Here is a 25,643-nt window from a genome sequence, read left to right on the forward strand (position 1 = left end):
CGCCGCTCTATTCGCGTTCCTCGGCGGTGGCCCGCCGCCGCATCGCCGCGAAGGCGCCGAGCCCGGCCAGGACCGCGGCGCCCACGACGATGCCGACCACGACCCCCGTCGACGACGCGTTGTCGGAGGAACCGCCGGAATCAGCGGGCACCGCCGACCACCAGCTCCAGTAGCCGTCCTGGCCGTAGATGTTGCCCGCCTTCGCCGGCATGGTCGTGATCGACTTGATCTGGTCCGTCCGGAAGGCCTCGACCGCGTTCGGGTACGCCATGACGTTCATGTACCCGAGGTCGTACAGCCGCGACTCCATCTGCTTGACGATGTCCGCCCGTTTGGCGGGGTCGTACTCGGCCAGCTGCCGGGCGTAGAGCTCGTCGTACTTCTTGTCGCAGATGAAGTTGTCCGTCGCGCCGGTCTCCTCGGGCGTCGCGGGAAGCGCCCCGCAGGTGTGGATGGACAGCACGAAGTCCGGGTCGGGGTTGACCGACCAGCCGTCGAACGCCAGGTCGTACTTGCCCGCCAGCCAGGGGTCGGTCACGTTGTCCAGGCAGTCGAGCCGCACGCCGATGCCGAGCTTGCCCCACCACTCCTGGAGGTACTTGCCGACGGCCTTGTCGTTCGGGTCGGTGGCGTGGCACAGGACGCGGTAGGTGATGGGTCCGCCGTCCTTGCCGACGCGCCTGCCGTCACCGTTCTTCTTGTACCCCGCCTGGTCGAGCAGCTGTGCGGCCTTCGCCGGGTCGTACGCCAGCTTCTGGGTCGCCGACGGCTGCCAGAAGTAGTTCTGGAAGCGCGGCGGGATGTAGCCCTCGCCCTCGACCGCGTGGCCCTGGAAGACCTTGTCGATGATGGCCTCGCGGTCTACGGCCATGAACAGTGCGTTGCGCACCCGCTGGTCCAGCAGGGACGGGTGGCCGTCACCGAACTTCTCGCCGTTCTTCGCCTTCGCGCCCGGGTTCGTGGCGAGGGCGTAGAAGCGGCGGCCGGGGGCGTCGTTGACCTTGATGCTGTCCGCGCCCTCCAGGGACGCCGCCTGAGCGGGTGTCAGGGAAGGAGACCCGGCGACGAAGGACACCTCACCCTTGCGCAGCGCGGAGACGGCCGCGTCCTGGTCCTTGTAGTAGCGGAAGACCAGCTCGTCGAACCTGGGCGACCCCCGCCAGAAGCTCTTGTTGGCCTTGAGCCGCACGTAACTGTCGGCTTTGTAGCCGGTCAGCACGAACGGCCCGTTGCCCACCACCGGGAAACTCTTGTCGTTGTTGAACTCGGAAAAGTCCGAGACCTTCTCCCACACGTGCTTCGGCACGATCGGCACGTCGAGGGCCGTCATCGTGGCCTGCGGCTTCTTCAGCTCGATGACCAGCTTGGTGGGGCTCGGCGCCGTCACCTTCTCGAAGTTCCCGACGTAACTGCCGTTCGCGGTGGCGGCCCCGTCGTCCGTCATCATCTTGTTGAACGTCCACGCCGCGTCCTCGGCGGTGGCCCGCTCCCCGTCCGACCACGCGGAGTCGGAGCGGATCGTGTACGTCCAGGTCAGTTTGTCCGGCGACGACTCCCACTTGGTGGCCAGGCCCGGGACGGCGTGGTTGTCCTTGGGGTCGTAGTTGGTCAGGTACTCGTACATGAGCCGGTGGATGCTCGTGCTGAGCAGCCGGACCGCGAGGAACGGGCTGAGCGAGTCCACGCTCTGCGCCACCGCGACGGTCAGCACCTTCTTGCCGTCGTCGGCCGCGCGGGCCTGCCGGGGCGCCGGGTCGAGCGGGGTCGCGAGCCCGGCGGTGAGGGCGAGCGCGGCCGCCCCGGCCACGGCGACGAGCCTGAGGCCGCGGGGGAGGCCGCGTGTCTGATCGTTCGTTCCCATGGTCGGACCTCGCGTCATCGCTCGGACGGGAAGGACGGGTTGACCAGCTGTCAGTGGATGCTGAGTGTGTATCAGCGGCCGTTCCCACCCGTCAACGGCAGATTCACCCCTTGTGGCCTGCGGAAATAACGAATTGGCGAGCTTTTCGCGCCCATTGGTGGAGACCACTGATGCCCTCCTGGCCAGGGCCTGGCAACGGATTTCGCCCCGGAACGCGCCGTGGCCCGCGCCGAGTGGGAACGGCGCGGGCCGAAAAACCGGATCGGCCCCTCGAAAGGGGCCGATCGGGTGACTGTGCGAGGGCCGGCCATCTCCTCCGGCCGGCCGACGACGCTACTGCTGTGTCCAGCCGGGCGGTACGACCCCCTGCTGCGGGTCCTGGGCCGGCGGCGCCTGCTGCTGCCAGCCCTGACCCGGCCCGGGCTGCTGCGGAGGCTGCTGCCAGCCCTGACCCGGCTGGGGGGCCTCACCGGGCCGGCCGTACGGCTGCTGTGGGTACGGCTGCTGCGGGTACGGCTGCTGAGGGTGGGCGTACCCTTGCTGCGGATGCTGGAACTGCACGTTCGGGTTGCCGAAACCCTGCTGCGTGCGGGCGATGTCCTCGGCGATGAGAGCGGCGAGATCGAAGTAGGCCTCGCGGGTCTTGGGACGCATCATGTCGAGGTCCACCTCGGCGCCTGCCGCGAGGTGCTCGTCGAAGGGCACCACGACGACGCCGCGGCAGCGGGTCTCGAAGTGCGCGACGATGTCCTCCACCTTGATCATCTTGCCCGTCTCGCGGACTCCGGAGATCACGGTGACTGACCGCTGGACGAGATCCGCGAACCCGTTCGCCGACAGCCAGTCGAGCGTCGTCGAGGCGCTGCTGGCGCCGTCCACCGAGGGGGTGGAGATGATGATCAGCTGGTCGGCGAGGTCCAGGACGCCGCGCATCGCGCTGTAGAGCAGACCGGTACCCGAGTCCGTCAGGATGATCGGGTACTGCCGGCCCAGCACGTCGAGCGCACTGCGGTAGTCCTGGTCGTTGAAGGTGGTGGAGACCGCCGGGTCCACGTCGTTGGCGATGATCTCCAGCCCGGAGGGCGCCTGCGAGGTGAAGCGGCGGATGTCCATGTAGCTGTTCAGCTGCGGGATCGCCTGAACCAGGTCGCGGATGGTGGCACCCGTCTCGCGCCGGACTCGCCGGCCGAGCGTCCCGGCGTCCGGGTTGGCGTCGATCGCCAGGATCTTGTCCTGCCGCTCGCTGGCCAGCGTGGCGCCGAGAGCCATGGTCGTCGTGGTCTTGCCGACGCCGCCCTTGAGGCTGATCACCGCGATCCGGTAGCACGACATCACCGGCGTACGGATCAGCCCCAGCTTCCGCTGCCGTTCCGCTTCCTCCTTCTTGGCGCCGAACTTGAAGCGGGACGGGCCGGAAATGTTCTTGCGGGCCTTGGGCTGATTGCGCAGCAGCCGGTCGGACGTGAGCTCCACGGCGGCGTTGTAACCGAGCGGGGTGCCGGGCGCGGCCTGCTGCTGGGGGGCACCGGGCCCGCCGGGCTGCGGGCCGGGAGGGGCGGTCCAGCCCTGGTTGCCGTACGCGGAGGGCTGGGCGGCGGGCTGTTGGCCGGGCTGGTGGGGTTGTCCGGGTTGGGGGTAGCCGTAGCCGGCCTGGTCGGGGTGGGGTTGCGGCTGGGCCGGGGGCTGCTGCCCGGGCTGTTGGGGTTGCGGCTGGGCGGCGGGCTGCTGGCCGGGCTGGTGGGGTTGTCCGGGTTGGGGGTAGCCGTAGCCGGCCTGGTCGGGGTGGGGTTGCGGCTGGGCCGGGGGCTGCTGCCCGGGCTGCTGGGGTTGCGGCTGGGCGGCGGGCTGCTGGCCGGGCTGCTGGGGCTGTCCGGGCAGGGGGTAGCCGTAGCCCGCCTGCTGGGGTGGATACCCGTAACCGGCCTGACCGGGGTAGCCGTAACCGGCGGCCTCCGGCTGTGCCCCGTGGGGCTGCCCACCGTGCTGTGGTGCCGCATGCGGTGGTGCTGCCTGCGGCGGTACGCCGTACGGCGGCGCTCCGTACGGCGGTGCGCCGTGCGCTGGACCGGGCTGCGGCGCCTGCTGCGGGTGCACCGGCGCGGGCTGCCCGCCCTGCCCCGCCGGGTACGGCGGCGGCTGCGCCGGGTAGCCGGGCTGCTGGGCCGGGCCGAACTGCCCCTGCACAGGGGCCTGCTGCCCCGGCTGTGCGGGCTGCGGCGGGGCGGGAGGCCGCGGGTAGCCGTATCCGTCGGCGGGCCCGGCCTGGGCGCCGGTGGGCGGGGCGTGCTGGTCCGGCTGGCCCGCCGGTGGTACCCCCTGCGCGGGCGGGAACCCCTGCGGCAGCGGAGGGAGCCCTTGGCCGGCCTGGGGCGGCGGGGGGACCTGCCCGGCGGGCTGCTCCCCCTGAGCCACAGGCGGGTGTGCGGGAACGGCGGGCGTCGGCGCGGCCGTCTCCTCCGGCTCCGCTTCAGCCGTAGCCGACGCGGCCTCGGTGTCCGGCGGCGCGGGGGCGTCCGCGTCGGACCGGTCGTCCGCCGACTCGTCACCCTCGGCACCGGACTCGGGCCGGGCGGAGCCACCCGAACGGGTTTCGTCGCTCCGCTCCTCCGCCGGCTCCGCCTCGTCGTCGGCACCGCCGAACAGCCGCGCCGCCTCGGCGTCGGCGGCGGCATGGTCGATCTCTGCCTCCGGCTGCTCGGACACCGGCTGACGCGGGGCGGGCTGCTCGGGGGCGGGCTGTCCCGGCACGGCGGTCGCGGGGACACCCGCCGCCGGTGTGGCGGTCGGCAACGGGCCGGCCTGGGCGTCCTCCTCGACCGGGCGCAGGACCGGGAAGCCGGGCGCTGCGGGCGGCTGGGCCGGGGTGTGCTGCGGGGGAACCTGGTAACCCCCCGACGTGTCATGGCCCGGCTGCGGCGCACCGGCTCCCGTCTGCTGGAGGGAGCCGTGCCCGCCGGGCCCGGCCTGAGCCGGACCGGGCTGCGAGGACTGCGAGGGCTGAGCGGGCTGCTGCGGTACGCCTTGGGCGGGAGGCTGAGCCGGGACGGGAGCGTGCGGCGCGGAGCCCTGCGCCGCAGGGCCGCCGGGCGGGCCGGTGGGCGGGCCGACGGACTGTCCGGTCGGCGGTGGTGGGGGAGTTCGCGCGGCGTCCTGCTGTCCGCCGGCCGTGGAACCGCTCTGCGTGCTTTGGGCGTACCAGGCGGGAGTCGTGTAGACGATTTCGAACTCGCCGGTGAGATCCACCTCGTGATCGTCCCCGTCCGAGGAAGGGCTCCCGCCGTTGTACTCGGACCGATCCCTGTTCACTGCTTGCCTCCTGGTCAGCCACTGCTGCTGAGCTGGTCGTCGTCGCGGCCGGGCGGACCGAGTGGCGAGCCCCCCTGCGGCTGCGATCGTCACCGCACCACCAGAAGCGTAATCACTAGCATGGCGGGATGGAAAAGCCCCCGTGGGCGCGGACGGGAAACCCCGGTGGGGGCGGTCGGCGCAACCCGTGGGCACTGCGGGTTCGCACCCCTGCCGAAGGCGACGTCAGTCCATACGGCGGGCCGCGCCCAGCAAACCCGTCTCCGCATCGGTGGGTTCGGTCATGACGAACTTGTGGTGCTTGCGAGTGCACCACAGAGCGACGCCTTCGTGAAGGGCCGGAAGATGCTGCAGATGCTCCTGCGGGATGCCCAGGGTGTCGTGCACGACCTCGGTCTCGTGGGGCGAGATGCGCTGGATGCCCACCAGATGGGCCTGGGCCAGCCAGCGTGGCGCGTGCTCGCTGACGAACGGCAGCACCGTCACCACGGCCTGCCACGGTACCGAGGTCACGCGACCGCGCGGCGGGCGGATGCCGCAGTCCCGGAACAACACCACCGGACTCGAGACGGAGGGCCCCTGCGCCGGGACCCGTCCCACCGGATAGACCGTCACGCACTGCTGGCCACCGCCCGCCGCCTGGGCCAACTGCTGCCAGGCCTGCGGACGGCCGGTCTCCACGCCCACGCGCGCCCCCGTCGCGGCGGCGCGCAACGCCAGCACCTGGGCGAGCCACAGACCCCCCACGAGGACGACGTCGAACGGGGTGGGGCGGGACAGACCGAGCACGGCAGGCTGCGATTCCGGATCGGTGCCGATGATCACGCCGTCGTCGCCGAGCGGCATGCTCATCGCCGCGAGCTCGTCGGCGGTCACGACATGGCGGTTGCGGCGCGGCCCGCGCAACCCGAACCCCGGGCTGAAGATGCGCCGTTGCTGCTGGGGCGTCTCCGGCTGCCGGATGATCGGGATCATTCCGGTGTCCGTGGGCGAGGCCACGTGCGCGGGCGTTCGTCCGGGAGTGCGGCCCTGCTGTCCCGGGGGCATGGTCGGGGCGGGGTGGGACATCAGTACGTACCTCCGAGCGGCAGAGTGGCGAGAGCTCCAGGAACCTGCTCCCGGTCGAGACGGACGAGACCGACCTTCCCGGCACTCGCGGCCCGCTCCAACTCCCGTCCGACCTGACCCAGTTCGCTGTCACCGCGGGCGGTGACACGGATGTGCCCGGTGAGGGAGACACCCCGGTTGCCGGCCTTGCTCAGGGTCATGCTGAACGTCGTGGCGAGCACCGGCAGCGAGGTGAACCGCGTGACCAGCTCGGGCAGCGCCACACCGCCGCCGCCCAGCTGCGGCCAGCGTGAGACCCAGTACGTCGTGTGGTAGCGGTCGTCGACCCGCCAGGTCCGCACGGACTCGACCGTACGGCGCTGCGGCGCCCGCCCCTCCTGAGCGTGCTGGGCGTTGGCCCGCGGATTCACGCAGCTGGACGTCGCCAGCGCCTGCACCAGCTCGGTCTCGTCCAGGATCGTCGCCTTGAATCCTGCCCCGGCCAGCCGGCTCGCCAGCTGGTCGGCCACGCGCAACAGGGCCCGCTGCGCCCCGGGAACACCGTCACCGCGGGCCTGGACCGCCTCCGGGCACAGCTCCGGGTCGAGCTTGAGGGCGACCCAGGTGAGCCGCAGCGCGGGAGAGCCGGACTGCGCCTGGAGGGGGCCGTACGAACGCGCGGCGAGCGACTGCTGCGGCAGGTGCGGCGCGGGCGCCGGCTGCGTGTGCTGCACGACCTGCACGGAGGCGAGCCGGATCCCGTCCACCTCCAGGGCGTCCTGGATCAGCCGCAGCGGCAACTGCCGTTCGACGGCCCTCGGCCGCAGCGGCTGGTCGCCCGGCTGAACGAAGAGCACGGCGGTGAGGAAGGTCCCGTCGCCGATCATGCCGATCGAGCGGTCGTCACGGGAGACGAAGGAGTAGGTCCGCAGGGCCGGATCGCACTCCACGACCGGGGCGAGCATCGCGTCCGTCCCCGGCGGGACGGGCGTCTTGGCGTCGCGCCGGCGCTGCCTGAGGGCGCGTGTCGTCTCGTACCACTCCGGCAGCGGACGCCGGCCCCGGCGCAGCACCGCGAGGAGCAGCAGCAGCGCCGCCACGGCGCCGGCGGGGGCCAGCAGCCAGGACACTCCGGCGGCCCAGGCGACGAGCATGACCGCCGCCGCGAGTTCCACCAGGATGAGTTGCTGCAACCGCACGGGGCCCAGACCGCCGGGACGGGGCAGCGTGCGCGGCGACGCGGCGGCGGGGGAGGCCGGGGCGTTCGACGTACGTCTGCCGCTCGGCCCTCCCTGTTGCTGCGGTGCGCGGCGTCCGCGCCGAGTGCTCGTAGCGCTGGTCATCCCCCGGGACATCCCTTTCGCGAAGTATCGGCCCGCTCGTGGGGCGGAATCCTCTGTCCGGGACTCCGGCGACGGGCCAGGGGCCCGACGGCCCACGACATCCATGCGAGTGGCTCACGGTACCCGCTGCGGAAGTCGAGTCGACACAGGGGACACCGAAACCCCAGGTGGCCAGACTGTCACGGACGCTCCCGGCACGGTGGAGCGCTGTGGTGAAGCTCTGTGAAGATGCGGGGCCAGCCGCGCACCTGATGAATCGTCGCCCGGCGACGCAAGGCATAGTAGGGGCCTGCGTGGCCGACGTGACCTTCGAGCACGACGAAGCCGCGCCCACGGAGCGGTGTCGAGCTGTTGAGCTTCTGCGCTCGATCGGACACCGCACACGCCATCGATCAGCACCGCCGATCATGCGGTACGAACGCGATCGAGCAGGACACATCGGGAGACACGGGGACCATGGCAAAGCAGCGTCGGGATGAGCTCGCCGCCTACACGTTCGCTCGCAAGCGCACCGTCGCGGCGTTCCTGGCGCCGTCGCCGGGCGGCTCGGAGGAAGGCGCGCCGCGCCCGATCCGCACGGTGATGCCCAGCCTGGCGGTCGGCGTCGTCCTGGTGGTGGGCTTCATCGCCTGGGGTGTGATCAAACCGGCCGCCCCCAAGGGGTGGGACACCCCCGGCGCGTACATCATCGTCGACAGCGACTCCACGACGCGGTACGTCGTCCTCAACGACAAGACGTCGAACGGCAAGGAGACCCCGACGCTGCACCCCGTCCTCAACTACGCCTCGGCCAAGCTCCTCCTCGACAAGGGCAAGGGCAGCGTCATCGAGGTCCCGGGCAAGGAGATCGACAAGAGCGGCATTCCGCACGGCGCGACCCTCGGTATCCCGTACGCCCCCGACCGCCTGCCCTCCAAGGCCGACGCGGAGAAGGCGAAGACCTGGGCGGTGTGCGAGCGTCCGGCGCCGGGATCGGAAGGCGCCATCGACCGTGCCGTCTTCGTCCTCGACGCCGACGACGCCAAGTCGCTCGACAACGCGGGGAAGGTCGACCCCGGCAAGGCCCTGTATGTCGTCGACACCAAGACCTCGCAGGAGTTCCTGGTCGACGGCAAGGGCAACCGCTTCCTGCTGGGCGGCGAGTCGGGCCTCGAACCCACCGCCATGGCGCAGCTGCGCGCAGCCGTCATCGGCAGCACCGCGAAGCCGCAGCCGGTGAGCCCGGAGTGGCTGCGCACCCTGAACGACGGCGGGGCCATCAGCTTCCCGGCGATTCCCTCCGCCGGGAAGGCGACCTCGGTCCAGGGGCTCCCCGCCGAGGCGAGCACCGTGGGACAGGTGCTCCAGGCGGACGACGCGCAGGGCAAGCAGTACTACGTCGTGCTCGAGGACAAGGTCGCCCTCGTCTCGCCCTTCGTCGCCGCCCTGATCGAGGCGTCGCCCTCCGCCGGGTCGGCGTCCGGCGACGCCGTCAAGGTCCCCACCGGGACCATCATCGAAGCCAACGGCGGCCAGCCGGACAGCTTCTACGCGGACAAGGGCTGGCCCCAGACCGTCCCGCGGCAGGCCAACCCCGCGGCCACGGCGACCGGTGAGGCCCGTACCACCTCGTGCAGCGTCTACAACGGCACCATCGGCGGGGACAACAAGCCGCGACTCGCCGCCTGGGCGGGAACGACGTACCCCAAGAAGGTCATCGCCGACTCGCTGAACGCCTACGTCTCGTCCGGCTCGGGGCTCCTCTTCCAGGAGATCACCGGTGCGGCCGGGGGTGGCGGCGCGATGTATCTGCTGACGGACACGGGCCTGCGGTACTCGCTGCCGTCGAGCAACGACAGCGCGGCGGAGGAAAGCGGCAGCGGCTCGTCCCCGTCGGACGGGGCCGAGGGGTCGCAGGGAGCGAGCGAGACGGACAAGGCGCGCACGCGGCTGGGTTACGAGGACGTCTCCAACGCGCCGGTGGTGCCGCAGACTTGGGCGACCTTCATCCCCAAGGGGCCCACTCTGGACACCGGCAGCGCGGCACAGCCGCAGAGCCAGTGACGGTCAACAGGCCGGAGAGCAGGCGCACTTGACAGCAGGCGGCGCCTGGATCACAAGATGATCGCTCAAGTGTGTGAGCTCTGTGACTGATTGGCCTTGTCTGTGGATGAGTGACGGGCTGGCGATAGAGTGTTTGCAGCGCTCAGGCGTGCGAAGCTTCTCCGGGAATCGGTACGAGTTCCCGGATCAACGACGACATGGGGGAAGGTTCATCATGGCCGGCCAGTTCCGGGTAACAGAGGACGAACTCACCAAGCTTTCCGGTGACATCAACACCGTGAACGGTCAGCTGCAGGGCGAGATCCGCCGCCTCAACGGAGTGATCGAGCAGATCGCCGGCGGCTGGCAGGGCCAGGCGGCCAAGTCCTACCACCAGCTGCAGGAGCGCTGGAACGCGGACGCGAAGAAGATGAGCGACATCCTCAACGACATCAAGGAAGCCGTGGACTCCACGCGGAGCAACTACTCCGCGTCGGAAGAGCAGCAGAACGCCGAGATCAGCAAGATCATGTCCGACTTCGGCTGATCGAGCCGTTCCGGTCTGCAGTTCTTCGGCTTTACCCGATTTCCACGACTTCCTTCGCTTCTTCCTGAAAGGGAACGACGATGTCGATTCTCGTCAATTACGCAACCATCACCAACGCGTCCTCGGACGTGCGCACGACCGCCGGTCGCATCAAGCAGCAGCTCGACGACCTCGAGGCCGCGGTCAAGCGCGTCGCCGCCACCTGGGAAGGCGAGGCGCAGGAGGGCTACCAGCGCAAGCAGCGTGAGTGGGACAAGACCGCTGCCGACCTGCACCAGACTCTGCTGAAGATCTCGACGGCGCTGCAGAGCGCGGCCGACAACTACCAGGCCACTGAGAAGAGCAACGCCCAGACCTGGGGCTGAGCCCGTCGGCGACCCGAGGGACATGACATGAAGAGAATCGGCCCAGCCGACGCCATGGCGTCCGCTGGGCCGACCTCTGCTTCGGGGTCGTACACGGCTTCCGTGGAACCGCACACAGCAAAACCGGCAAGCCATCACAGGCTTCGCTGCATCCGTCACACCTACATGACCCAGCTTCGAAGGAAGCAAGGAAGCCCTGGGGGCCTGAACATGGGGGGCCTGAACGTGGTGGGCCACACAGCCCGTTCGCGCAGCCGCAACAGTGGAATTCGCGCACTGCAGCGGGTCTTCGGCGTGCTCGCGGCGACCGGGATCTGTTTCGCGTCGGCGCCGCCGGCATTCGCCGACCCGGCGGCGGCCACCCGCCTCGCCGACTCCGCCGCCCCTGGCTCCGGCAGCCCCAGTAGCCCCGGCGGCTCCGGCGGCTCGAACTTCGGCCTTTCGGCCAGCACGGAATGCGTCTTCGGCGGCGACGTCATCAAGTCCACGCCGTGGTCACTCCAGCGAATCCTCCTGGACCAGCTGTGGGAACAGGCGACGGGCAGAAACGTCACGGTCGCGGTGATCGACACGGGCGTCGACGACTCCAACCCCCAACTCCGCGGCGCCATGGCCTCAGGCAGCAAGTCCTACGTCGACGGCTCCGGCACCGAGGACATCGAAGGCCACGGCACCCGGGTCGCGGGCATCATCGCCGCCCGACCGCTCAAGGGCACGGGCTTCGTGGGCATCGCACCGGACGCCAAGATCCTCTCCCTCCGCTACTCGGGCGGGGAGGGGGAGAAGCAGGGCGACTCGGGGACCATGTCCCAGGCGATCCGCGCCGCAGTCGCTGCGGGCGCGAAAATCATCAACATCTCCTCGGACACCGCCGACAAGGAAGACAACGAGGGCCTGCGGCGGGCCGTGGCCAACGCGGTGAACGCGGGCGCCCTGATCGTGGCGGCCGCCGGCAACGACGGAGCCGACGGCAAGTCCGCCGACACCTACCCGGCCTCCTACCCGGGCGTCCTGGCGGTCGCGGCCTCCGACCGCAACGACGAACGCGCCTTCTTCTCGCAGGCCGGCGACTTCGTCGACGTCGCGGCCCCTGGCGTCGGCATGGTGTCCACCGTCCCCCAGGGCGGCCAGTGCACCGCCGACGGCACGAGCTTCGCGGCCCCGTACGTCGCGGGCGTCGCGGCCCTCCTGAAGGAGAAACACCCGGACTGGAAGGCGTCTCAGATCGCCACCCGCATCGAGGAGACTGCTCAGCGTCCGGGCCGCGGGCCCAACCGGTTCATCGGGTGGGGGGTCGTGGATCCGGTTGCTGCGTTGTCGGACGACTCCACGCCGGGGACTTCCCCGAAGCCGGATCCGCCGGCGACCGTGCGGTCCGGCGAGGTCGTCCCCATGGCGGTGACGATGGGCGAGAGCGAGGCGGAGCGGGAACGCCGCATCGCCGTCTACGTGTTGGGCACGGGGCTGGCTCTGGCGCTTGTGGTTGCGGGGAGTGGGGTGGCTGTGCGGGACTGGCGTAGTCAGCGGAGTGAACGGGCCGGGCGGTCAGTCAGCCGACGTGGGCGATGACTTGGGCACCTAGTGGGTGCTGACGACTTGAAACACAGGGGAGAGGACAACGGGGTATGAGTAACGGGATGCGGGTTGATCTGAGCGCGCTGGATGAGGTCATCAGGCGCCTTTGGAAGCTGCTGGACGACATGGATGAGGCGGGGCAGACGTCGAGGTATCGCACGGATATTTCGGCGAAGGCGTTTGGTGCGGAAGGCACCTTCCAAGAGGCGTCTGAGCTTTCCCTGGCTTACAAGGAAACGAAAGGTGACCTCGAAGGCGCCATCGCGTCGCTACACGGACTGATCACCAGGTTCGGCAAGAGCACCTCCAAGGTCAAGGACAAGTACACCGAGCAGGAATACGCGAACAGGCAGCAGATGGGCGGCGGCTCGGGAACTAAGTCATTCGAGTAAGTGCCCCGATCGACAATCACTGACTGAGGGAGGGTTCGCCATGGGTGATGGTAAAGAGACACAGAAGCCGCCGGTGCTTGATCAGGGAATGTGCTATTCGGGACGCCCTGAGACGAAGACGGATTTCATCGAGTTTCCGCTGGTGAAGCTCAAAGCGATGCTCGCTGGCGCGGATCCGGATTTGCTCATGACCACGAGTGAGAACTGGGGAAAGGTCCACGACATCCTCGTCGGCGGTAAGGGCGACAGCCTTGGGATCGCCGGTGCGCTCGACAAGGCGGTCAAGGAGGTTCTGGAGCACTGGGGAGGGGAAGCAGCAACGGCCTTTTCGAAAGAGGCCGCCAAGATCTCGACCAGCATCCGGAACGCGGCTTGGCATGCTGATCTCAACAGGTCACAGATGGCTGACGCGAGTACGCAGTTGCGGATCGCCAAGACTGAAGTGGATGGCCTTCAGGAACCCGGCGCCTTGGAAAAGGGCCTTGATAACCTGAGCGAGATTACAACCGACGGATCCAACGCCAACGCGGCACTTGCGAAAGGGGACAAGAGTGCCGCGCAAATCGCGGACGAATATGAGAGTGATATAGGTTCCAGCAGGTACGTGCAGTTGAAGGCCGTCGGGGCGATGGAGACTCTCGGGGTCAACTATATGCGTGTCACGCGGAACCTGAAGAACAATAAGCTCCGAGAGAGTAACGATGGCCACATCAAAGACCCGAACCGTGAAGTGGAGTACCCGCCACCTGTCGTCTCACCCGGTGCGGGTGCGTCCCGTCCAAGTGGTTCGACATCGGGTAACAAGCCGTGGAGTGCAGGCCGAACCACCGGCATCAAGCCAGCCCCCTCGGTGCCTCGTAATCCGGGTATCACGGGTGGCTCGCAGCTCCCCACAGCCAAGACGAAGGTGGACAGCATTTCCCCTGGTCTGACAGGGACTGGCCCGAACACGGGCGTTGGTGTACCCGGCGGCGGCGGCGGTGGCATCGGCACCGGCGGAGCGCAGGGCCCGGGCGTTGTGGCTCCTGGCGGAGGAACTGGAGTCGGGCGCGGCGCTGCTGGACGCGGCGGCATCGGAGTTGCGGGCGGTCGCGGCGGCCTGGCTGGTGGCGGCGCGGCAGCCAGCCGCGGAGCTGCTGGCCGAGCAGGTATGGGCGGCATGGGTGGCGCCGGAGCTGGCGCAGCTGGCCGAGGCAGTGCGGGCGCCGGCGGTCGTGGAGCCCTCGCCAAGTCCCGCGGTGGTGTGGTCGGCGCAGCCAAGGATGTCACGGGCAAGGGCGCCGGCGGCGGTGCGGGCTTGCACGGCAGTCGCGGTGGAACGCAGCGCGGCGCCATGGCCGGTGGAATGGCTGGCGGCATGGGTGGTCGTAACGGTCGACGGTCCGAGGACGAGAACAGCCGGGGCGACCGTCCCGACTACTTGGTCGAGGACGAAGAGACCTGGATCTCGGAAGAAGACCGGAACCGCAACGTACCGCGGACCATCGAGTAGGCGCATGAAGCGAGCCGCACGGAGAGCGTGCGGCTCGCCCGTATGAAGGCTGGCGGTACCAGCCGTTGTTGAGTGAGGAGCAAGGAACATGGGTGCCAAGCGAGTCTGGTCCACGACGGGTGTTGTGGCGTTGACAGGAGCCTTGCTCCTCACTTCAGCACCGACTGCCTCGGCCGATTACGTTCGGGACCAGCAGTGGGTCCTGGATGCCTACAAGATGGACGCAACTTGGGCGTTGACTCAGGGTGAGGGAGTCACTGTTGCCGTCGTCGATTCAGGTGTCGATGGCAGCCACCCTGATCTGACTGGTCAAATCCTCCAAGGGAAAGACTTTACCGGAGGGGGAAATGCTCAGGAGGATGTGGCCGGGCATGGCACCGGCATGGCGAGCTTGATTGCTGGCCATGGCCATGGCGCGGGAAACGATGCGGGCATGGTGGGGCTCGCGCCAAAAGCAAAAATCCTTCCGCTGCGCGTTCTTCAGAACAAGAATGATGATTTCGAGGACGACACTTGGGCCGAGGCTGTGCGATATGCCGTGGACCACGGCGCGAAGGTCATCAATCTTTCTCTCAGCGGAGGAGGAGGCAGTAGGACTTTCCCTAGTGGCCGCGAGGCAATCGCGTATGCCCAAGCACACGACGTCGTAGTTGTTGCGGCTGCGGGTAACGATGGAGGGCTCACCGTTGATGAGCCAGCAGCCCTGCCGGGTGTGGTCTCTGTCGGCGCCGTAGATGATGAAGGGAACCTCTGGGAGAAATCTAACACTGGAGAGGGGCTGACCCTCGTTGCTCCAGGCGTTGAGATCGTCACTGCAAACAACAATCGATCCGACGGATATAGCTTGAGCACCGGAACTTCGGACGCCACGGCTTATGTTTCCGCTACGGCAGCGCTTGTCCGGGCCAAGTACCCTGACCTTACCGCAGGCCAGGTAATCAACCGCCTCATCAAGTCAGCTTCATTCCTTCACCACAAGGGATTGAAGGCTCCTGATGACGAATACGGCTACGGCATCCTCCGCCCCAACAAGGCGCTCACGATGGACATCCCCAAGGGCCCCAAGGAAGGCCCCTTGGGGCAACTCCCGTCCAGCACAGAGTCAAAGACCGGCAGCGCCACCGAAGGCAACGAAGACGGCTCAACTCAGGCCAAGGAGCAGGACTCTTCAAGCCGCCTGCCCATCCCTCTCATCATCGGCGGCATCGCAGCGGTAGTAGTGATGGGCGGCATCATCTTCGCGGTAATCCGAAGCCGCCGCAACGGAGGCAACGGCCGCGGCCCCGGCTCCGGCGGCGGAACCCATCCTCACGGCACGGGCTACCCGCCCCAGCCCTCGGCGGGCTACCAGCCGTACCCCAATACAGCCCACACCTACCCCGAGCCTCCCGGACAGGCTCCGCAGCACCCCAATCCCTACGCCCAGCAGCCCCCGCACCAAGGGCAGTAGGGGTCCCCTCGGAGAGCCTGTGAACTCGGAACTACCGGGCATGGATTCCCAATCCGCTGCCGATGAGATGACGGCGCGTACAGCGAGCCACTTCACCACCATCTCGCTGGGCTTGCAACCCTCACCCCCCCTGGCTGCTCTTTGTTATGTCGATCACCTCCGCACGATTTTGTGGCTGGCGCTGCTCAATCTGATCGGCAGGCATGTGGGTCTCTTGGTCATGGCGCGTGGGCACCGCGATGGCATTCGCGGTCTGAAAGGGTGGTGGGCAGGGATTCATGCCGCGACCTTGCTGCTCTGTCTCGTCGTAGCCGAGATTCTGCAGTGGCTAGAAGCTAAGAATGAGAAGGGATCCTGTTAATGGGCGTCGTTGTCCTTGTGGTTGGCATTATGGGTCTCGGAGCCGTAATTGGCACCGTCGTCGTCTTCGTTGTGCTGCGTAGCCGCCGCAACTCCGGAAAACGCGGCCCTGTCAGTCCTACTTGTCCGCCGCAAACGGGCTCCCCGCCTCATCCAGCGATGTATCCGACCGCTCAGCAGCCGTACCCCACGGCAGCTCCCAACCAGGGATACCTTGCGAATCCGTACATTCAGCAACCGCCGCACCAGGGCCGGTAGGTGTCCGCTTGGTTCGGGGTGGGGCGACTAAGCTCCGAACGTGCCCCGGCAACTGCCTCTCGCATCAATCTGAGCAGTGAGTTCGTGTGATATGTCGCTAACTTTCGCGAACTCACCCTTGTCCTCGTTCGATATTCAAGGAGACCACTTCTTCATGGGGGAGCACTTCAAGACGGATGTAGATCAGCTGGGGCAATTCCTCAAGACCCTTGAGGGATGCGTCAGGGATCTGAATGAGGCGCGGGCCGCTCTGGCTCACGTCCGTGCCGACCAGATCGGGACCAAGCGTCTCGACGAGGCATGCGACGGCTTTCAGGAGCGCTGGAAGTACGGATCAGAACAAACTCAGAGGATGGTCGAGGCTGTCAGCGAGGGCGTGAAGTCCAACAAGAAGGGCTACGAAGAGATCGAGGAAGCCTTGGAGAAGGCCTTCAAGGACATGGCGGATCAGGCCACCTCAGGTGGAGGGGGCTCGAAGTAATGGCAGCGAACCCCTACCCCAATCTTGGCTGGAACCCCGTACCCGGCATACCCGGTGAAGTCAACACGTTGAAACAGAAGGTGATTTCGGCTGCCACCGCGCTCCGCAGCTGTCACACACAGCTCGAGAAGCTGATCGGTGAGAGCAGCTACTGGGAGGGCGACGCGGCGAAGGCGTTCCGAGAAGCCATCGACGGTGAGCTGCCGACCTACATCAAGAACGCTGCCCGTTCCTTGGAAAAGGCGGCGGCGCAACTGGACACCTGGGACGGCTGCCTGACGTCCAACCGGGACTTGGCGAGGAAGTACGACGATGCCGCTGCCGAGAAGAAGTCCGCGATCGCGTCAGCCAAGGACCGTCGCGCCCAGGCCGAGAAGCACCCGGACTTGAGGCTCGCCGGCCAGCAGTTTCCCACGCAGCAAGAGGCCGATGCGGCAACTGAGCGACTGCGGGCGGCCGAGCGCAGCCTCAACGAAGCGACCCTCGCGCTGAATAAAGCCAATGGCGAGTACGAAAACGTTATGGCGAAAGCTCGGGAGTTGGAGACCACCCACGCGGACAACGCGGAGACGGTCGCCAAGTCTCTCGACGACGCTACGGACAAGCTGGCACCGAAGGAACCTGGCTGGCTGAGTAAGGCCGTCGATGCCATCTGGGACGGAATCAAGGCAACTGGTGAGTTTCTGTGGAAACATGCGGGGACCATTGGTGCCATTGCTGGTCTGCTTGCGCTCTTCCCCACGCCGCTTGCGCCGCTGTTCGCGGGCGTAGCCTTGGTGGCAAGTGCGGCTTCCATGACCAAGAACTTCGCCGACCCTGAATTCAGGGACGCGTTTCTGCCTTGGGGAGGCAAGTTTGGGTGGAACATGGACACTTTCGAAGCTTACGCCTCCTTCGGTTCTGACGCGCTCGGCATGATTCCCGGCGGAACAGCGCTCGGCACGGCAGGACGGGAAATTGCCGACGGCCTACGGATGGCCGATAGCATGGGCGTCGCAGTGAAGAATACCGAAAAAGTGACCGAGTTCGCCCGAGAGTTCGGTCATGTCTTCAAAACTTCCACCAAAGGTGATGTGGACGACGCCTGGGCAGCGGCCTCCGGCAGCGCCACCGGCTCTGCCAAATTGATGGCTAATATTAGTGCCAACGGCCTCAATGTCGTGGCAAATTCCGTGTCCTCACTCGAAGACGAGGGAGTGCTGCCTGAGGAAGGTAGCGCCCACAATGCAGCAGAGGTCACCAAGGCTGGCGCCGGCCTCTACGGCCTTGCCGGAATGCTGAAACTCGTATGACGCGCACCGCCACAGACCTCGAAAGGCAGATCGCCAGTGACTGAGCTCACGACAGAGTCAGCGAGCGAGCCGGAGCCAGGCTTCTGGTACGCGATACCGCACGGCTACCTGCAGTTGGATCTTAACCCCCCGGTGGAGCAGACCGAAGCGCTGGTCCGGCAGGTGCTGAACCTGCCGAACGAGATGCGTGACCGTGCGGAAGAAGTCCTGCGGTTTTACGCTGGCGTCGTTACTTCGCTGAATGCGAATCGAGTTCAAGCTTGCTTGATCGGGACGCATCCGGACGACGGCGGTGGGCTCGCGTTCTCCGTGCTCACCGTCTCGACGGTCCCGGTGTCCGGAGTCAACGCCAAGCTGGTGATTGCCAGCCTTGCAGGTACCGCTGCCGATAACCGCGACGAAGGTATGCGCCCCCTGGAGTTGCCGTGCGGTACGGGCTTCCTGGCAGAGAAAAAGCTTGTCACCATCGCACCGGGCCTGCCGCCTGAGGGAAGTGATACTCCTCCGCGAAGGCAGGTCTGGCAGGGGACGGTCGCACTAACCGGAACCGGCACCCCCGATATCATCATGCTCCAGCTGGTGACATCATCCGTAGAGCTCGCCGACAACTACAGGAACATCCTGCTCGGCGTCGCGCACACGGTGACATTCACCGATCCTTCGCTGCCCGCAGCGGGGGGCAGCGTGGAACCCGAGCCGGGCACCGTGGATGCCATGGTGCGCAGCGACTTCGGGTGAGGAAGGAGAACTGATGACGGGCCCCATGGAGGAACCCGATGTCGAGCAGATACTGAAGCACAACAGGCGCGCATGGGCGAGGCACGTCACAGGACGTATCGCTCTCAGCTTGACCATGATCGCATCGTCGTTCGTACTGCATGCAGCGGGAGTTCCGGACTCCTTCTTTATGGTGCTCCCTGTCGCTGCCGGGCTTTTCGTCCTGCTATTTCTGCTCCTGCGGACTAGGCACGGGCGACGCCTCGCCGCGTGCGAGAGAGTGCTGCGCACCTACCCCCTTGAATACCGCACGCGGGTGGACAAGAAGAGCGAGCACTGGCGGCTGCTCGGCACTGTGTTCACTGTCAAGGTCTCCACTCGTGGTCAGCACGGCGCACCGCTGATGCGGGCGATCAACGCGTCAACAGTTCGTCGTTGGCCCAAGGGTGCCGAAGACGGCGGTGCTTGGGTCGCCGGTGATCTTCCGTTTGGGGGAGTCTTGATCGTCCCTGGTACCGGCGACATGCTGTTCATGCAGCCATCGGACTGGCAAAAGTTCGCCGACGAGCGTGAGAAGGCCGACACCTCGCGCATCGAGCGGGCGCAGCAGGCCGGGCTCACCAAGCTGGTGGAGAAGGAACCGAACATGACCTACGCGTACTAGGGTCTGTCTTCAGTTGTGATCAATGGGCTTCGTAAGAGGCCGCTGATCCAGATCGTCGCTGCTCGGAGATGGAGTCCGGCGAGGTACTGAACTTGATCGGGTGATGTCGGGGCGTTCTCCTGACGCCTCTGCGGTGGTCAGGTAGCTGTGGGCTTGTGAGATATGCGCAGGGCGGCGGGCTGACCGACGCCGGGAGGGCAGCGCGGGAGCGGGTCCGGCTGCAGGCCGTGGACCGCTTCGAGCGCGGGGAGAAGAACCAGAAGGTCGCCGCCGTACTGCGGGTGAGCGAGCGGTCCGTGGAGCGGTGGCGCCGGTCCTGGCGCGAATGCGGCGCGGCCGGTGTCGCCTCCAAGGGATCACCCGGACGACCTCAGCTCAGCGATGCTCAAGTGGCGAGGCTTGAGAGCGAGTTGGAGCGTGGGCCGTTGGCACATGGCTGGGCGGATCAGCGGTGGACACTGGCCCGGGTGAAGTCGCTGATCGGTCGCATGTTCCACGTCTCGTACACGCTCCAAGGCACGTGGCGGCTGCTGAGGCGGCACGGCTGGTCGTGGCAGCAGCCCGCCCGCCGGGCCATTGAACGCGATGACACGGCGGTCGAGTTGTGGAAGAAGGACGTCTGGCCGCGGGTAAAAGCACCGCGGCGGCGCTCGGTGCCTGGATCGTCTTCCAGGACGAGGCCGGGCAGTCGCTGACGCCGCCGCGCTCCAGGAGCTGGGGTCGCCGGGGCTGCACGCCCGTGGTGCGGGTACGCGGAAGGGGATCGGGCCGGGTGTCGATGGCAGGGATGGTCTGCTACCAGCCGGGCCGGCGCTCGCGGATGTTCTACGCGGTACGCGAGTACCGGGGCCGCGTGGGGCAGCCGAAGGGCTTCGGCTGGCGGGACCTGCGCGACCTGGTCGTGCGGGCCCGTATCCAGCTCGGCGGGCCCATCGTGCTCGTCTGGGACAACGTGCGTCTCCATCTCACTGCCGGGATGCGGGAATTCATCGCTGCTAACGCCACCTGGCTCACCGTCTTCCAGTTGCCCGCCTACGCACCCGACCTGAACCCGCAGGAGGGCATTTGGTCGCTGGTCAAACGCGACCTCGGCAACCTCGCCGCAGCCGACCTCGCACAGATCACCCGGGCTGTGAAGCGCAGACTCAAGCAGATCCAGTACCGGCCCGACCTGGTCGACGGCTGTCTGGCCGGCACTGGCCTGATGATGGGCGGCTGACCGACATGCCCCGCGTGCAGTGAGAGGGTATTCGATGGCAGACTCCGCCTCCCGGCTGACAGGCTTTGGCCATGAGTCTCCGGCCCAACGGCGTATCCGACCCCTCTTGGCTGGGCAAGCCGATTGACGCTCGCCCGCTGTTCGGGCCAGAGCTGGCGTCGCTCCTCGACGTGCTACGCGGTCTGCGGCGCAATGAGTGGAGCAGGGCTGCGGTCCCGGGCTGGACCGTGCAGGATCTTGCCGCCCACATCCTCGGCGACTACCACGGCCGTCTCGGCTGGAGCGCGGAGAGCCACCAGCGCGCCAGGGCGGCCGGAGAAGCGCTGGAAGCGTTCATCCACCGAGTCAACCAGGAATGGATCGACCTCCACGCCGATCACAGCCCCACCGAGCTCATCGAGGCCCTGGAACTGGCCGGGGCCCAGGTCACCCGTCAATTTAAGGGCACCGACCTCCATGCAACGGGCCTGGGAGTGTCCTGGGCAGGGGCCGACCCGGCGCCCAAGTGGCTGGACGTCGCTCGGGAGTTCACCGAGTACTGGACCCACCGCCAGCAGATCCGCCACGCCACCGGCCAGGACACCGACCCGGAGCCCAACGCTCTGTCCACGGTCCTGGACACATTCATGAGGGCATTGCCCCACACGCTGCGTGACACGCCCGCACCCGCCGGGACACAACTCCAGGTGGTCATCGATGAGCCAGCCATCGGTACCTGGACCGTGACCGCCGCCGCGGACCGCTGGTCACTGGCCGAAGCACCCAGCGGCCGGCCGACCGCATCAGTACGGCTGGACCCAGAGACCGCATGGCGACTCTGCACCCGCAGCATCGATCCCAGCACTGCCCTCGCCCGGGCCCGCATCAGCGGAGACCGCCAGATTGCCGAAGCCGCCTGCCAGATCGTGTCCATCGTCTACTGATGGACGCTGCGCGTTGAGGTCCATCGCCCTGGTGTGACGGCAGCTCTCACAGATGGCAGACCGACATCACGCATTCAAGTTCAGTAGCTCTCGGGTGTTTTGTCGTAGCGGGTGGCGATGCCGCGCCAGTCCTTCATCCGGTTGATGGCCCGTTCGACGGTGTTGCGGTCGCGGTAGAGGTCGGTGTCGTGGGTGACCGGCCTGCCGCCCTGGCTGCCTTTCCTTCGGCGGTTGGCGGCCTGGTCCTGTTTCTCCGGGATGACTGCCTTGATGCGGCGTTTACGCAGGTGGGCGCGGTTGGCGCGGGAGGAGTAGGCCTTATCGCCGGCGACGGCGGCAGGCCGCGTGCGGGGACGACCCACGGGCAGGCGGACCCGCACCTTGCCCAGGACCGGAATGAACTGGGGGCTGTCGGCAGCTTGCCCGGCGGTCAGGAGAAGCGCCATCGGCCGGCAGCGCCGGTCGGCGGCCAGGTGGATCTTGCTGGTCAGCCCGCCGCGGGACCGCCCGAGCAGGGCGGCCTTCAGTCGGGCTCGCCGTCGGCGGCGGATACGTCGGCGTTCGAAGCGGGCCGGGTCGCTTTCGCCGTCCTGTCCGCCTTGTTCCTCGGACGCTCCCCCTTTTGCGAGGCCGCCTCCTCGAGTGCGGCCAGGGTCTCCTCGCTGACCCGCATGCCGACCGCGTCGTGATGAGCCCGCGTGGTGGTGGAGTCCACGCTGACCAGGGACATTTCGATCTCGTCCCTGCGAGCGGCTTCGGCGATCTCCTCTTCCAGCAGGGCCTGGAAGAGCCCGGCGTCCCGCCACCGCATGAAGCGGTTGTAGACCGTCTGCCAGGCGCCGAACCGCTCAGGCATCTCACGCCACTGGCTGCCGGTGCGGAACCGCCAGATCACCCCCTCGAACTGCTCACGCAGCCGTTCGGGGTACGGGCCGAATCTGCCGACGGGCAGGAACGGCCCGATGAACTCCCACTCACTGTCGTTAAGCGCACGCGTCACACCACAGTCCTATCGGACCGGCACCCCACCCCGAGCTTGATCGCAACTGAAGACAGTCCCTAGCCCGCGCCGTACTGCCCCGGACCAAGAACAGCACGGCCGTGATGTTGCAGATCACCGACCGCCGTATCCAGATCGCGTACGTGTCCCGTGCGCGGTCCTTCACCGGTACGCCCGGGTCGGCCGAGGTGGGGTGGGCCACGGACCTTCGCAACGTGACCTGGATCCGGGACCGTAGCGACGTGGCGGGCGGCGACCATGAGATCGGCTTCATCGACGGTTCGTGGTGCTCGGTCCACTTCGGGGGCCAGGGCTGGAGCCGGATCTCGGAAGCGTTCCCGCTCCGGCTGAGCCACCTCGATCCGGTACCGCCGCTGAGATGAGTGGCCAGGCGCGAGCCGGCCGTCAGTGAATTAGCCCGGAACCGGTTCGATCGGTTCCGGGCGAATTCGTTGTGTCCGGTGCCGGTGCCGGTGCTGGTGCTGGTGCTGGTGCGGTGCCGTCGGCGACGGTCCGGGCGACTTCAAGGGGTCGCATGCGGGAGATGACAAACCGCGAACTGACGGCTGAGGGAACGTGTGGGTGAAGTACTGCACCATATGCACTTCACAGTGTTCGCCTCGATCCAGGCCGACTCCAGCGGAAACCAGGTCTCGTCCGATCGCTCCCCGCTAAATGATCATGACGGCAAATGGTCCGCCTGTCAGAGTTCAACAGGTGGGGCTTATTACGTGCTGCGTGCTGGGTGCTGCCGCTGATCGCCACGTATCTGGGGGTCGGGGGCAAGAGCGAGATCCGCGCGGGGATGGCCGCGTCCGGGCTCGCCCTCGCTCTCGCCACGTTGCCGTTGACGTTCGTGCTGGCGTCGCTGGAGGGCGCGTAGCGCGAAGGGCGCGCCTGCAGTCCGGGGCGACCGGGCACCGGGCCGACCGGCGCCAGGCCGACCGGGCATCGAGGGGTGGCCCGGGTCGGCCTCACTGAGGTGTCACGCCTGGCGGCGCCTGCTGCCGACGAGGTACGCGAGGCCCCAGGCGGCGGCCGCGGCGAGCAGCAGGCCGAGCGGGGAGAACCAGTCGACTCCGCCTTCCGTCTCGTTGTTCCACCATGCCTTGGCCGGGAGGAAGGGGTCCACTTCCATCATGTTGCCGATGGCCGCGGGCGCTTGGCTCTCCGCGATGATCAGCGGCAGGGCGTTGGTGAAGCCGAAGAAGGCCCCGGCCGCGGCGATCACGGCACCGCTGACGTGGGCGCCGGTGCTGCGATGACCCACCAGACCGACCAGGCAGCCGACGAGCGCCCCGTTCACCAGCGCGTGGACCAGGTACATGGTGTTGGCCCGGGTGACCGTCAGGTCCTTGTACGTGGCCAGGATGAGGCCGCTGTAGAGCAGCGAGACGACGACCGACGCACAGAACCCCAGGAACACTGCGCCCACCGGGTGTCCGCTCACGTTCGGCCGCTGACCGTAGGGCGCCTGGAAGGGCGGGGCCGGCTGTATCTGGTACATCGGTTGGCCCGGCTGCACGGGTTGCCCCTGGAAGGGGGGCAGTCCGGGATGCGTCGGAGGCTGCCCGGGGACCGGCGCCGGGCCGAAGCTCGGTGCCTGCTGCGGCGGGGCCGGCTGCATGTAGGGGTTGTTGGGGTCCTGCGGGGGCTGCTGCGGCGGCGGGGGCGGCTGGAACGGCGGCTGGCTCATCGGATCCCCACGGAGTGAACAGGTAAGAACAGCAAGTTATCAGTGAGACCGGGGTAGGGCCGTCGGGGGCGGAGCGGGCGGAGCGGGCGGTGTGAACCTTCGCAGCGCCCTCGACCCCGCGGCGGCGGCCGGGCGCGGTATCCCATGCCCTCGCATCACGGCACGTCACATGGCGCGATCATTCCACCGGGTGCAGCGTGAAGACGGCCGCGAGGGACCGGTCCCTGGAGCCGACCGTCCCGGTGCTGTGCAGCGTAGGCCGCAGACAGGTCCACGCTCGTGGTGGCGGCGGCGGTCGCGGCAAGGCCCGTCGTCGTACGCGACACCCTCGGCACGCCGTCCGAGGTGCACGAACCCTCCGGGTACGACGCCCCCGCCCAGCCCTGCTTCACCGCCCACGGCTCGTCGAAAGCCCTCGCGATGCCGAAGTACTGGTCGAACCGTCCGAGGCGGACTTGGGCGGATTGGCGCAGGGTGCCCATCACGAAGTCGCGCACGGGCCCCGCGTCAAGTACAGGAGGTTAGTGGTAGATCGTCACGGTGTCGCGGGCCGAGAGCGAGGTGAGTCTCTGCAGCCCTCGTACCCGGCCGGCGGCGGTGCCGCGTCGCTCGGACTGAGGCGGCCGACCATGCGCGTGATGACCGCCGAACCGCCGTTCGCCGACAAGTGGTTGGCCGACTGATCCTTGCTGCTGAGCAGCATCGGCTCCAGCAGGGCCCGGTCGAAGGCGGGCACGGCGTTGCCGGGGTCCTGGTTCCACAGGAAGCCAGCGCCGGCAGCAGCTTGACGACGGAGGCTGACACGCGCTGCGGAGGTAACCGTCCTGGCCGCCTCCGCCGTCGAACTTCTCGCACGTCTTGGTGAACTTGTCGATCGACTCGCCGGCATTGTGAGCCGTCACCGTGCGGGCGCTGTCGTTGGCCTTGGTGTGGAGCTCGGTGGCCTGCTCGCCGAACTGCCGCCACATGACGGCGCAGTCTCTGAGCTTGTCCTCGTTCGACGTCGGCCACTTGTAGCCCAGCATCTGGAGAACCCACTCGAGCTCGTCCGGCAACATCATCGCCGCCACAGCAGAAAGCGCGCCCGTCACCCATAGCGGCCGTACACCCCCCCACCCTTCAAGGGCAATCACAAAGGAGTACAGCCGTCCGCAAAGTTTACGGATCCACCAGGAGGCAACTTCAAGGGCGGTTGTCACAAATCCGCTGCAGGCCACCACCGTTGTCCTAAGTGACGGGGGTACGAGACCGCTTCACGGCCCCGAGTCCGCTCCTTGTGTCCCTTCACGTCAGGTCGCCCGATGTGCCCCTCCGCGCGCTCGGACTCGCCGAGCCAGATGTGCGGGACGTACTGCCGGACCGCCGTGACCACCTGCTCCCGGCAACCGGAGGGGAAGGGGACGCGGTAGCGCAGGCGGGGCAGGTCGGGATGCAGCGGCTCCTCGTCGGACGGCACCGATGACACCGACGGCGCCCATCGCGATGAGGGCGACGGAGCAGGGGAGCCCGACCATGGCACCGCGGCGGCCGGTCCGTATGACCGTGGCGTCCGGCGCGGGGGAGGGCGTGTGCGAAGCCGACATGGTGCGTGAGCCTACCGAATTGACCTACGCTGCCTCGTCATGACGACGCA

At 67.8% G+C, this 25,643-nt stretch carries 22 protein-coding genes and 1 pseudogene; 16 read left to right on the forward strand and 7 right to left on the reverse strand.

Features of this window, described 5'->3' with window-relative positions; genetic code table 11:
• Positions 1–7 precede the first annotated feature (7 nt).
• The 4 genes from ACWD1U_RS16005 to eccE form a co-directional block, all read right to left on the reverse strand.
• Entirely contained in the window at positions 8–1,861 is a 1,854-nt protein-coding gene (locus ACWD1U_RS16005; protein ID WP_451107898.1) for an ABC transporter substrate-binding protein, read from the reverse strand.
• A 333-nt stretch (positions 1,862–2,194) separates the two neighbouring features.
• Entirely contained in the window at positions 2,195–5,167 is a 2,973-nt protein-coding gene (locus ACWD1U_RS16010; protein WP_451107899.1) for an SCO5717 family growth-regulating ATPase, read from the reverse strand.
• A 225-nt stretch (positions 5,168–5,392) separates the two neighbouring features.
• A complete protein-coding gene (locus ACWD1U_RS16015) occupies positions 5,393–6,235 on the reverse strand; it encodes a hypothetical protein (protein WP_451107901.1) in 843 nt (280 codons plus the stop codon).
• On the reverse strand, positions 6,235–7,557 hold the full coding sequence (eccE, locus tag ACWD1U_RS16020; protein ID WP_451107902.1) for a type VII secretion protein EccE: 1,323 nt from the start codon (positions 7,555–7,557) through the stop codon (positions 6,235–6,237). The genes ACWD1U_RS16015 and eccE overlap by 1 nt, the downstream gene beginning before the upstream one ends.
• Before the next feature lie 456 nt (positions 7,558–8,013).
• On the opposite strand from eccE, the gene eccB reads away from it, so the two are divergent.
• The 14 genes from eccB to ACWD1U_RS16090 all read left to right on the forward strand — a co-directional run bounded on the left by eccB (position 8,014) and on the right by ACWD1U_RS16090 (position 21,314).
• Complete coding sequence (gene eccB, locus ACWD1U_RS16025) at positions 8,014–9,600, forward strand: type VII secretion protein EccB (RefSeq protein ID WP_451107903.1); 1,587 nt, start codon at positions 8,014–8,016, stop codon at positions 9,598–9,600.
• A 214-nt stretch (positions 9,601–9,814) separates the two neighbouring features.
• On the forward strand, positions 9,815–10,126 hold the full coding sequence (locus tag ACWD1U_RS16030) for a WXG100 family type VII secretion target (protein WP_451107904.1): 312 nt from the start codon (positions 9,815–9,817) through the stop codon (positions 10,124–10,126).
• An 80-nt stretch (positions 10,127–10,206) separates the two neighbouring features.
• Positions 10,207–10,491, forward strand: a complete 285-nt coding sequence (locus tag ACWD1U_RS16035) for a WXG100 family type VII secretion target (RefSeq protein ID WP_190201465.1) — start codon at positions 10,207–10,209, stop codon at positions 10,489–10,491.
• Positions 10,492–10,701: 210 nt separating this feature from the next.
• Positions 10,702–12,060, forward strand: coding sequence for a type VII secretion-associated serine protease mycosin (gene mycP / locus ACWD1U_RS16040; RefSeq protein ID WP_451107906.1), 1,359 nt, complete (start codon positions 10,702–10,704; stop codon positions 12,058–12,060).
• A 56-nt stretch (positions 12,061–12,116) separates the two neighbouring features.
• A complete protein-coding gene (locus ACWD1U_RS16045) occupies positions 12,117–12,458 on the forward strand; it encodes a hypothetical protein (protein ID WP_451107907.1) in 342 nt (113 codons plus the stop codon).
• 40 nt (positions 12,459–12,498) lie between these two features.
• The gene (locus ACWD1U_RS16050) at positions 12,499–13,950 is read left to right on the forward strand and encodes a WXG100 family type VII secretion target (protein ID WP_451107909.1); all 1,452 of its coding nucleotides are present in this window, start codon (positions 12,499–12,501) and stop codon (positions 13,948–13,950) included.
• Positions 13,951–14,038: 88 nt separating this feature from the next.
• A complete protein-coding gene (gene mycP, locus ACWD1U_RS16055; protein ID WP_451107910.1) occupies positions 14,039–15,400 on the forward strand; it encodes a type VII secretion-associated serine protease mycosin in 1,362 nt (453 codons plus the stop codon).
• 40 nt (positions 15,401–15,440) lie between these two features.
• Complete coding sequence (locus tag ACWD1U_RS16060; RefSeq protein WP_451107911.1) at positions 15,441–15,761, forward strand: hypothetical protein; 321 nt, start codon at positions 15,441–15,443, stop codon at positions 15,759–15,761.
• A gap of 411 nt (positions 15,762–16,172) precedes the next feature.
• Positions 16,173–16,499 carry a hypothetical protein gene (locus ACWD1U_RS16065; RefSeq protein ID WP_451107913.1) on the forward strand — a complete coding sequence of 109 codons (327 nt, stop codon included), beginning with the start codon at positions 16,173–16,175 and terminating at the stop codon, positions 16,497–16,499.
• A complete protein-coding gene (locus ACWD1U_RS16070; RefSeq protein ID WP_451107914.1) occupies positions 16,499–17,791 on the forward strand; it encodes a putative T7SS-secreted protein in 1,293 nt (430 codons plus the stop codon). Before ACWD1U_RS16065 ends, ACWD1U_RS16070 begins: the two co-directional genes overlap by 1 nt.
• Before the next feature lie 36 nt (positions 17,792–17,827).
• Positions 17,828–18,529 carry a hypothetical protein gene (locus ACWD1U_RS16075; RefSeq protein WP_451107916.1) on the forward strand — a complete coding sequence of 234 codons (702 nt, stop codon included), beginning with the start codon at positions 17,828–17,830 and terminating at the stop codon, positions 18,527–18,529.
• A 13-nt stretch (positions 18,530–18,542) separates the two neighbouring features.
• A complete protein-coding gene (locus ACWD1U_RS16080; RefSeq protein WP_451107918.1) occupies positions 18,543–19,172 on the forward strand; it encodes a hypothetical protein in 630 nt (209 codons plus the stop codon).
• A gap of 155 nt (positions 19,173–19,327) precedes the next feature.
• A protein-coding gene (locus ACWD1U_RS16085) for an IS630 family transposase (RefSeq protein WP_451107920.1) occupies positions 19,328–20,391 on the forward strand; the annotation gives its coding sequence in 2 pieces (ribosomal slippage) (positions 19,328–19,774 and positions 19,777–20,391; 1,062 coding nt in all).
• 71 nt (positions 20,392–20,462) lie between these two features.
• The gene (locus ACWD1U_RS16090) at positions 20,463–21,314 is read left to right on the forward strand and encodes a maleylpyruvate isomerase family mycothiol-dependent enzyme (RefSeq protein WP_451107922.1); all 852 of its coding nucleotides are present in this window, start codon (positions 20,463–20,465) and stop codon (positions 21,312–21,314) included.
• A gap of 80 nt (positions 21,315–21,394) precedes the next feature.
• Here the strand turns inward: ACWD1U_RS16090 and ACWD1U_RS16095 are convergent.
• Positions 21,395–22,314 (reverse strand): annotated as a pseudogene (locus tag ACWD1U_RS16095) (IS5 family transposase).
• A gap of 101 nt (positions 22,315–22,415) precedes the next feature.
• Between ACWD1U_RS16095 and ACWD1U_RS16100 the strand changes: the two are divergent.
• Positions 22,416–22,697, forward strand: coding sequence for a hypothetical protein (locus ACWD1U_RS16100; RefSeq protein WP_451107923.1), 282 nt, complete (start codon positions 22,416–22,418; stop codon positions 22,695–22,697).
• Between the two features lie 362 nt (positions 22,698–23,059).
• Positions 23,060–23,197, forward strand: coding sequence for a hypothetical protein (locus ACWD1U_RS16105; RefSeq protein ID WP_451107925.1), 138 nt, complete (start codon positions 23,060–23,062; stop codon positions 23,195–23,197).
• A 102-nt stretch (positions 23,198–23,299) separates the two neighbouring features.
• Here ACWD1U_RS16105 and ACWD1U_RS16110 read toward each other — a convergent pair whose 3' ends face one another.
• The gene (locus ACWD1U_RS16110; RefSeq protein ID WP_451107926.1) at positions 23,300–24,010 is read right to left on the reverse strand and encodes a hypothetical protein; all 711 of its coding nucleotides are present in this window, start codon (positions 24,008–24,010) and stop codon (positions 23,300–23,302) included.
• Positions 24,011–24,531: 521 nt separating this feature from the next.
• A complete protein-coding gene (locus ACWD1U_RS16115; protein WP_451107928.1) occupies positions 24,532–25,101 on the reverse strand; it encodes a WXG100-like domain-containing protein in 570 nt (189 codons plus the stop codon).
• Positions 25,102–25,643 lie beyond the last annotated feature (542 nt).

The organism is Streptomyces sp. NPDC002788, assembly GCF_053592115.1.

What these genes read in the sequence shown, in the direction of transcription:
- ACWD1U_RS16005 (WP_451107898.1), bottom strand. Translation starts at nt 1,861, where the DNA reads ATGGGAACGAACGATCAGACACGCGGCCTCCCCCGCGGCCTCAGGCTC.
- ACWD1U_RS16015 (WP_451107901.1), bottom strand. Translation starts at nt 6,235, where the DNA reads ATGTCCCACCCCGCCCCGACCATGCCCCCGGGACAGCAGGGCCGCACT.
- eccE (WP_451107902.1), bottom strand. Translation starts at nt 7,557, where the DNA reads ATGACCAGCGCTACGAGCACTCGGCGCGGACGCCGCGCACCGCAGCAA.
- eccB (WP_451107903.1), top strand. Translation starts at nt 8,014, where the DNA reads ATGGCAAAGCAGCGTCGGGATGAGCTCGCCGCCTACACGTTCGCTCGC.
- ACWD1U_RS16030 (WP_451107904.1), top strand. Translation starts at nt 9,815, where the DNA reads ATGGCCGGCCAGTTCCGGGTAACAGAGGACGAACTCACCAAGCTTTCC.
- ACWD1U_RS16035 (WP_190201465.1), top strand. Translation starts at nt 10,207, where the DNA reads ATGTCGATTCTCGTCAATTACGCAACCATCACCAACGCGTCCTCGGAC.
- mycP (WP_451107906.1), top strand. Translation starts at nt 10,702, where the DNA reads ATGGGGGGCCTGAACGTGGTGGGCCACACAGCCCGTTCGCGCAGCCGC.
- ACWD1U_RS16045 (WP_451107907.1), top strand. Translation starts at nt 12,117, where the DNA reads ATGAGTAACGGGATGCGGGTTGATCTGAGCGCGCTGGATGAGGTCATC.
- ACWD1U_RS16050 (WP_451107909.1), top strand. Translation starts at nt 12,499, where the DNA reads ATGGGTGATGGTAAAGAGACACAGAAGCCGCCGGTGCTTGATCAGGGA.
- mycP (WP_451107910.1), top strand. Translation starts at nt 14,039, where the DNA reads ATGGGTGCCAAGCGAGTCTGGTCCACGACGGGTGTTGTGGCGTTGACA.
- ACWD1U_RS16060 (WP_451107911.1), top strand. Translation starts at nt 15,441, where the DNA reads ATGGATTCCCAATCCGCTGCCGATGAGATGACGGCGCGTACAGCGAGC.
- ACWD1U_RS16065 (WP_451107913.1), top strand. Translation starts at nt 16,173, where the DNA reads ATGGGGGAGCACTTCAAGACGGATGTAGATCAGCTGGGGCAATTCCTC.
- ACWD1U_RS16070 (WP_451107914.1), top strand. Translation starts at nt 16,499, where the DNA reads ATGGCAGCGAACCCCTACCCCAATCTTGGCTGGAACCCCGTACCCGGC.
- ACWD1U_RS16080 (WP_451107918.1), top strand. Translation starts at nt 18,543, where the DNA reads ATGACGGGCCCCATGGAGGAACCCGATGTCGAGCAGATACTGAAGCAC.
- ACWD1U_RS16090 (WP_451107922.1), top strand. Translation starts at nt 20,463, where the DNA reads ATGAGTCTCCGGCCCAACGGCGTATCCGACCCCTCTTGGCTGGGCAAG.
- ACWD1U_RS16110 (WP_451107926.1), bottom strand. Translation starts at nt 24,010, where the DNA reads ATGAGCCAGCCGCCGTTCCAGCCGCCCCCGCCGCCGCAGCAGCCCCCG.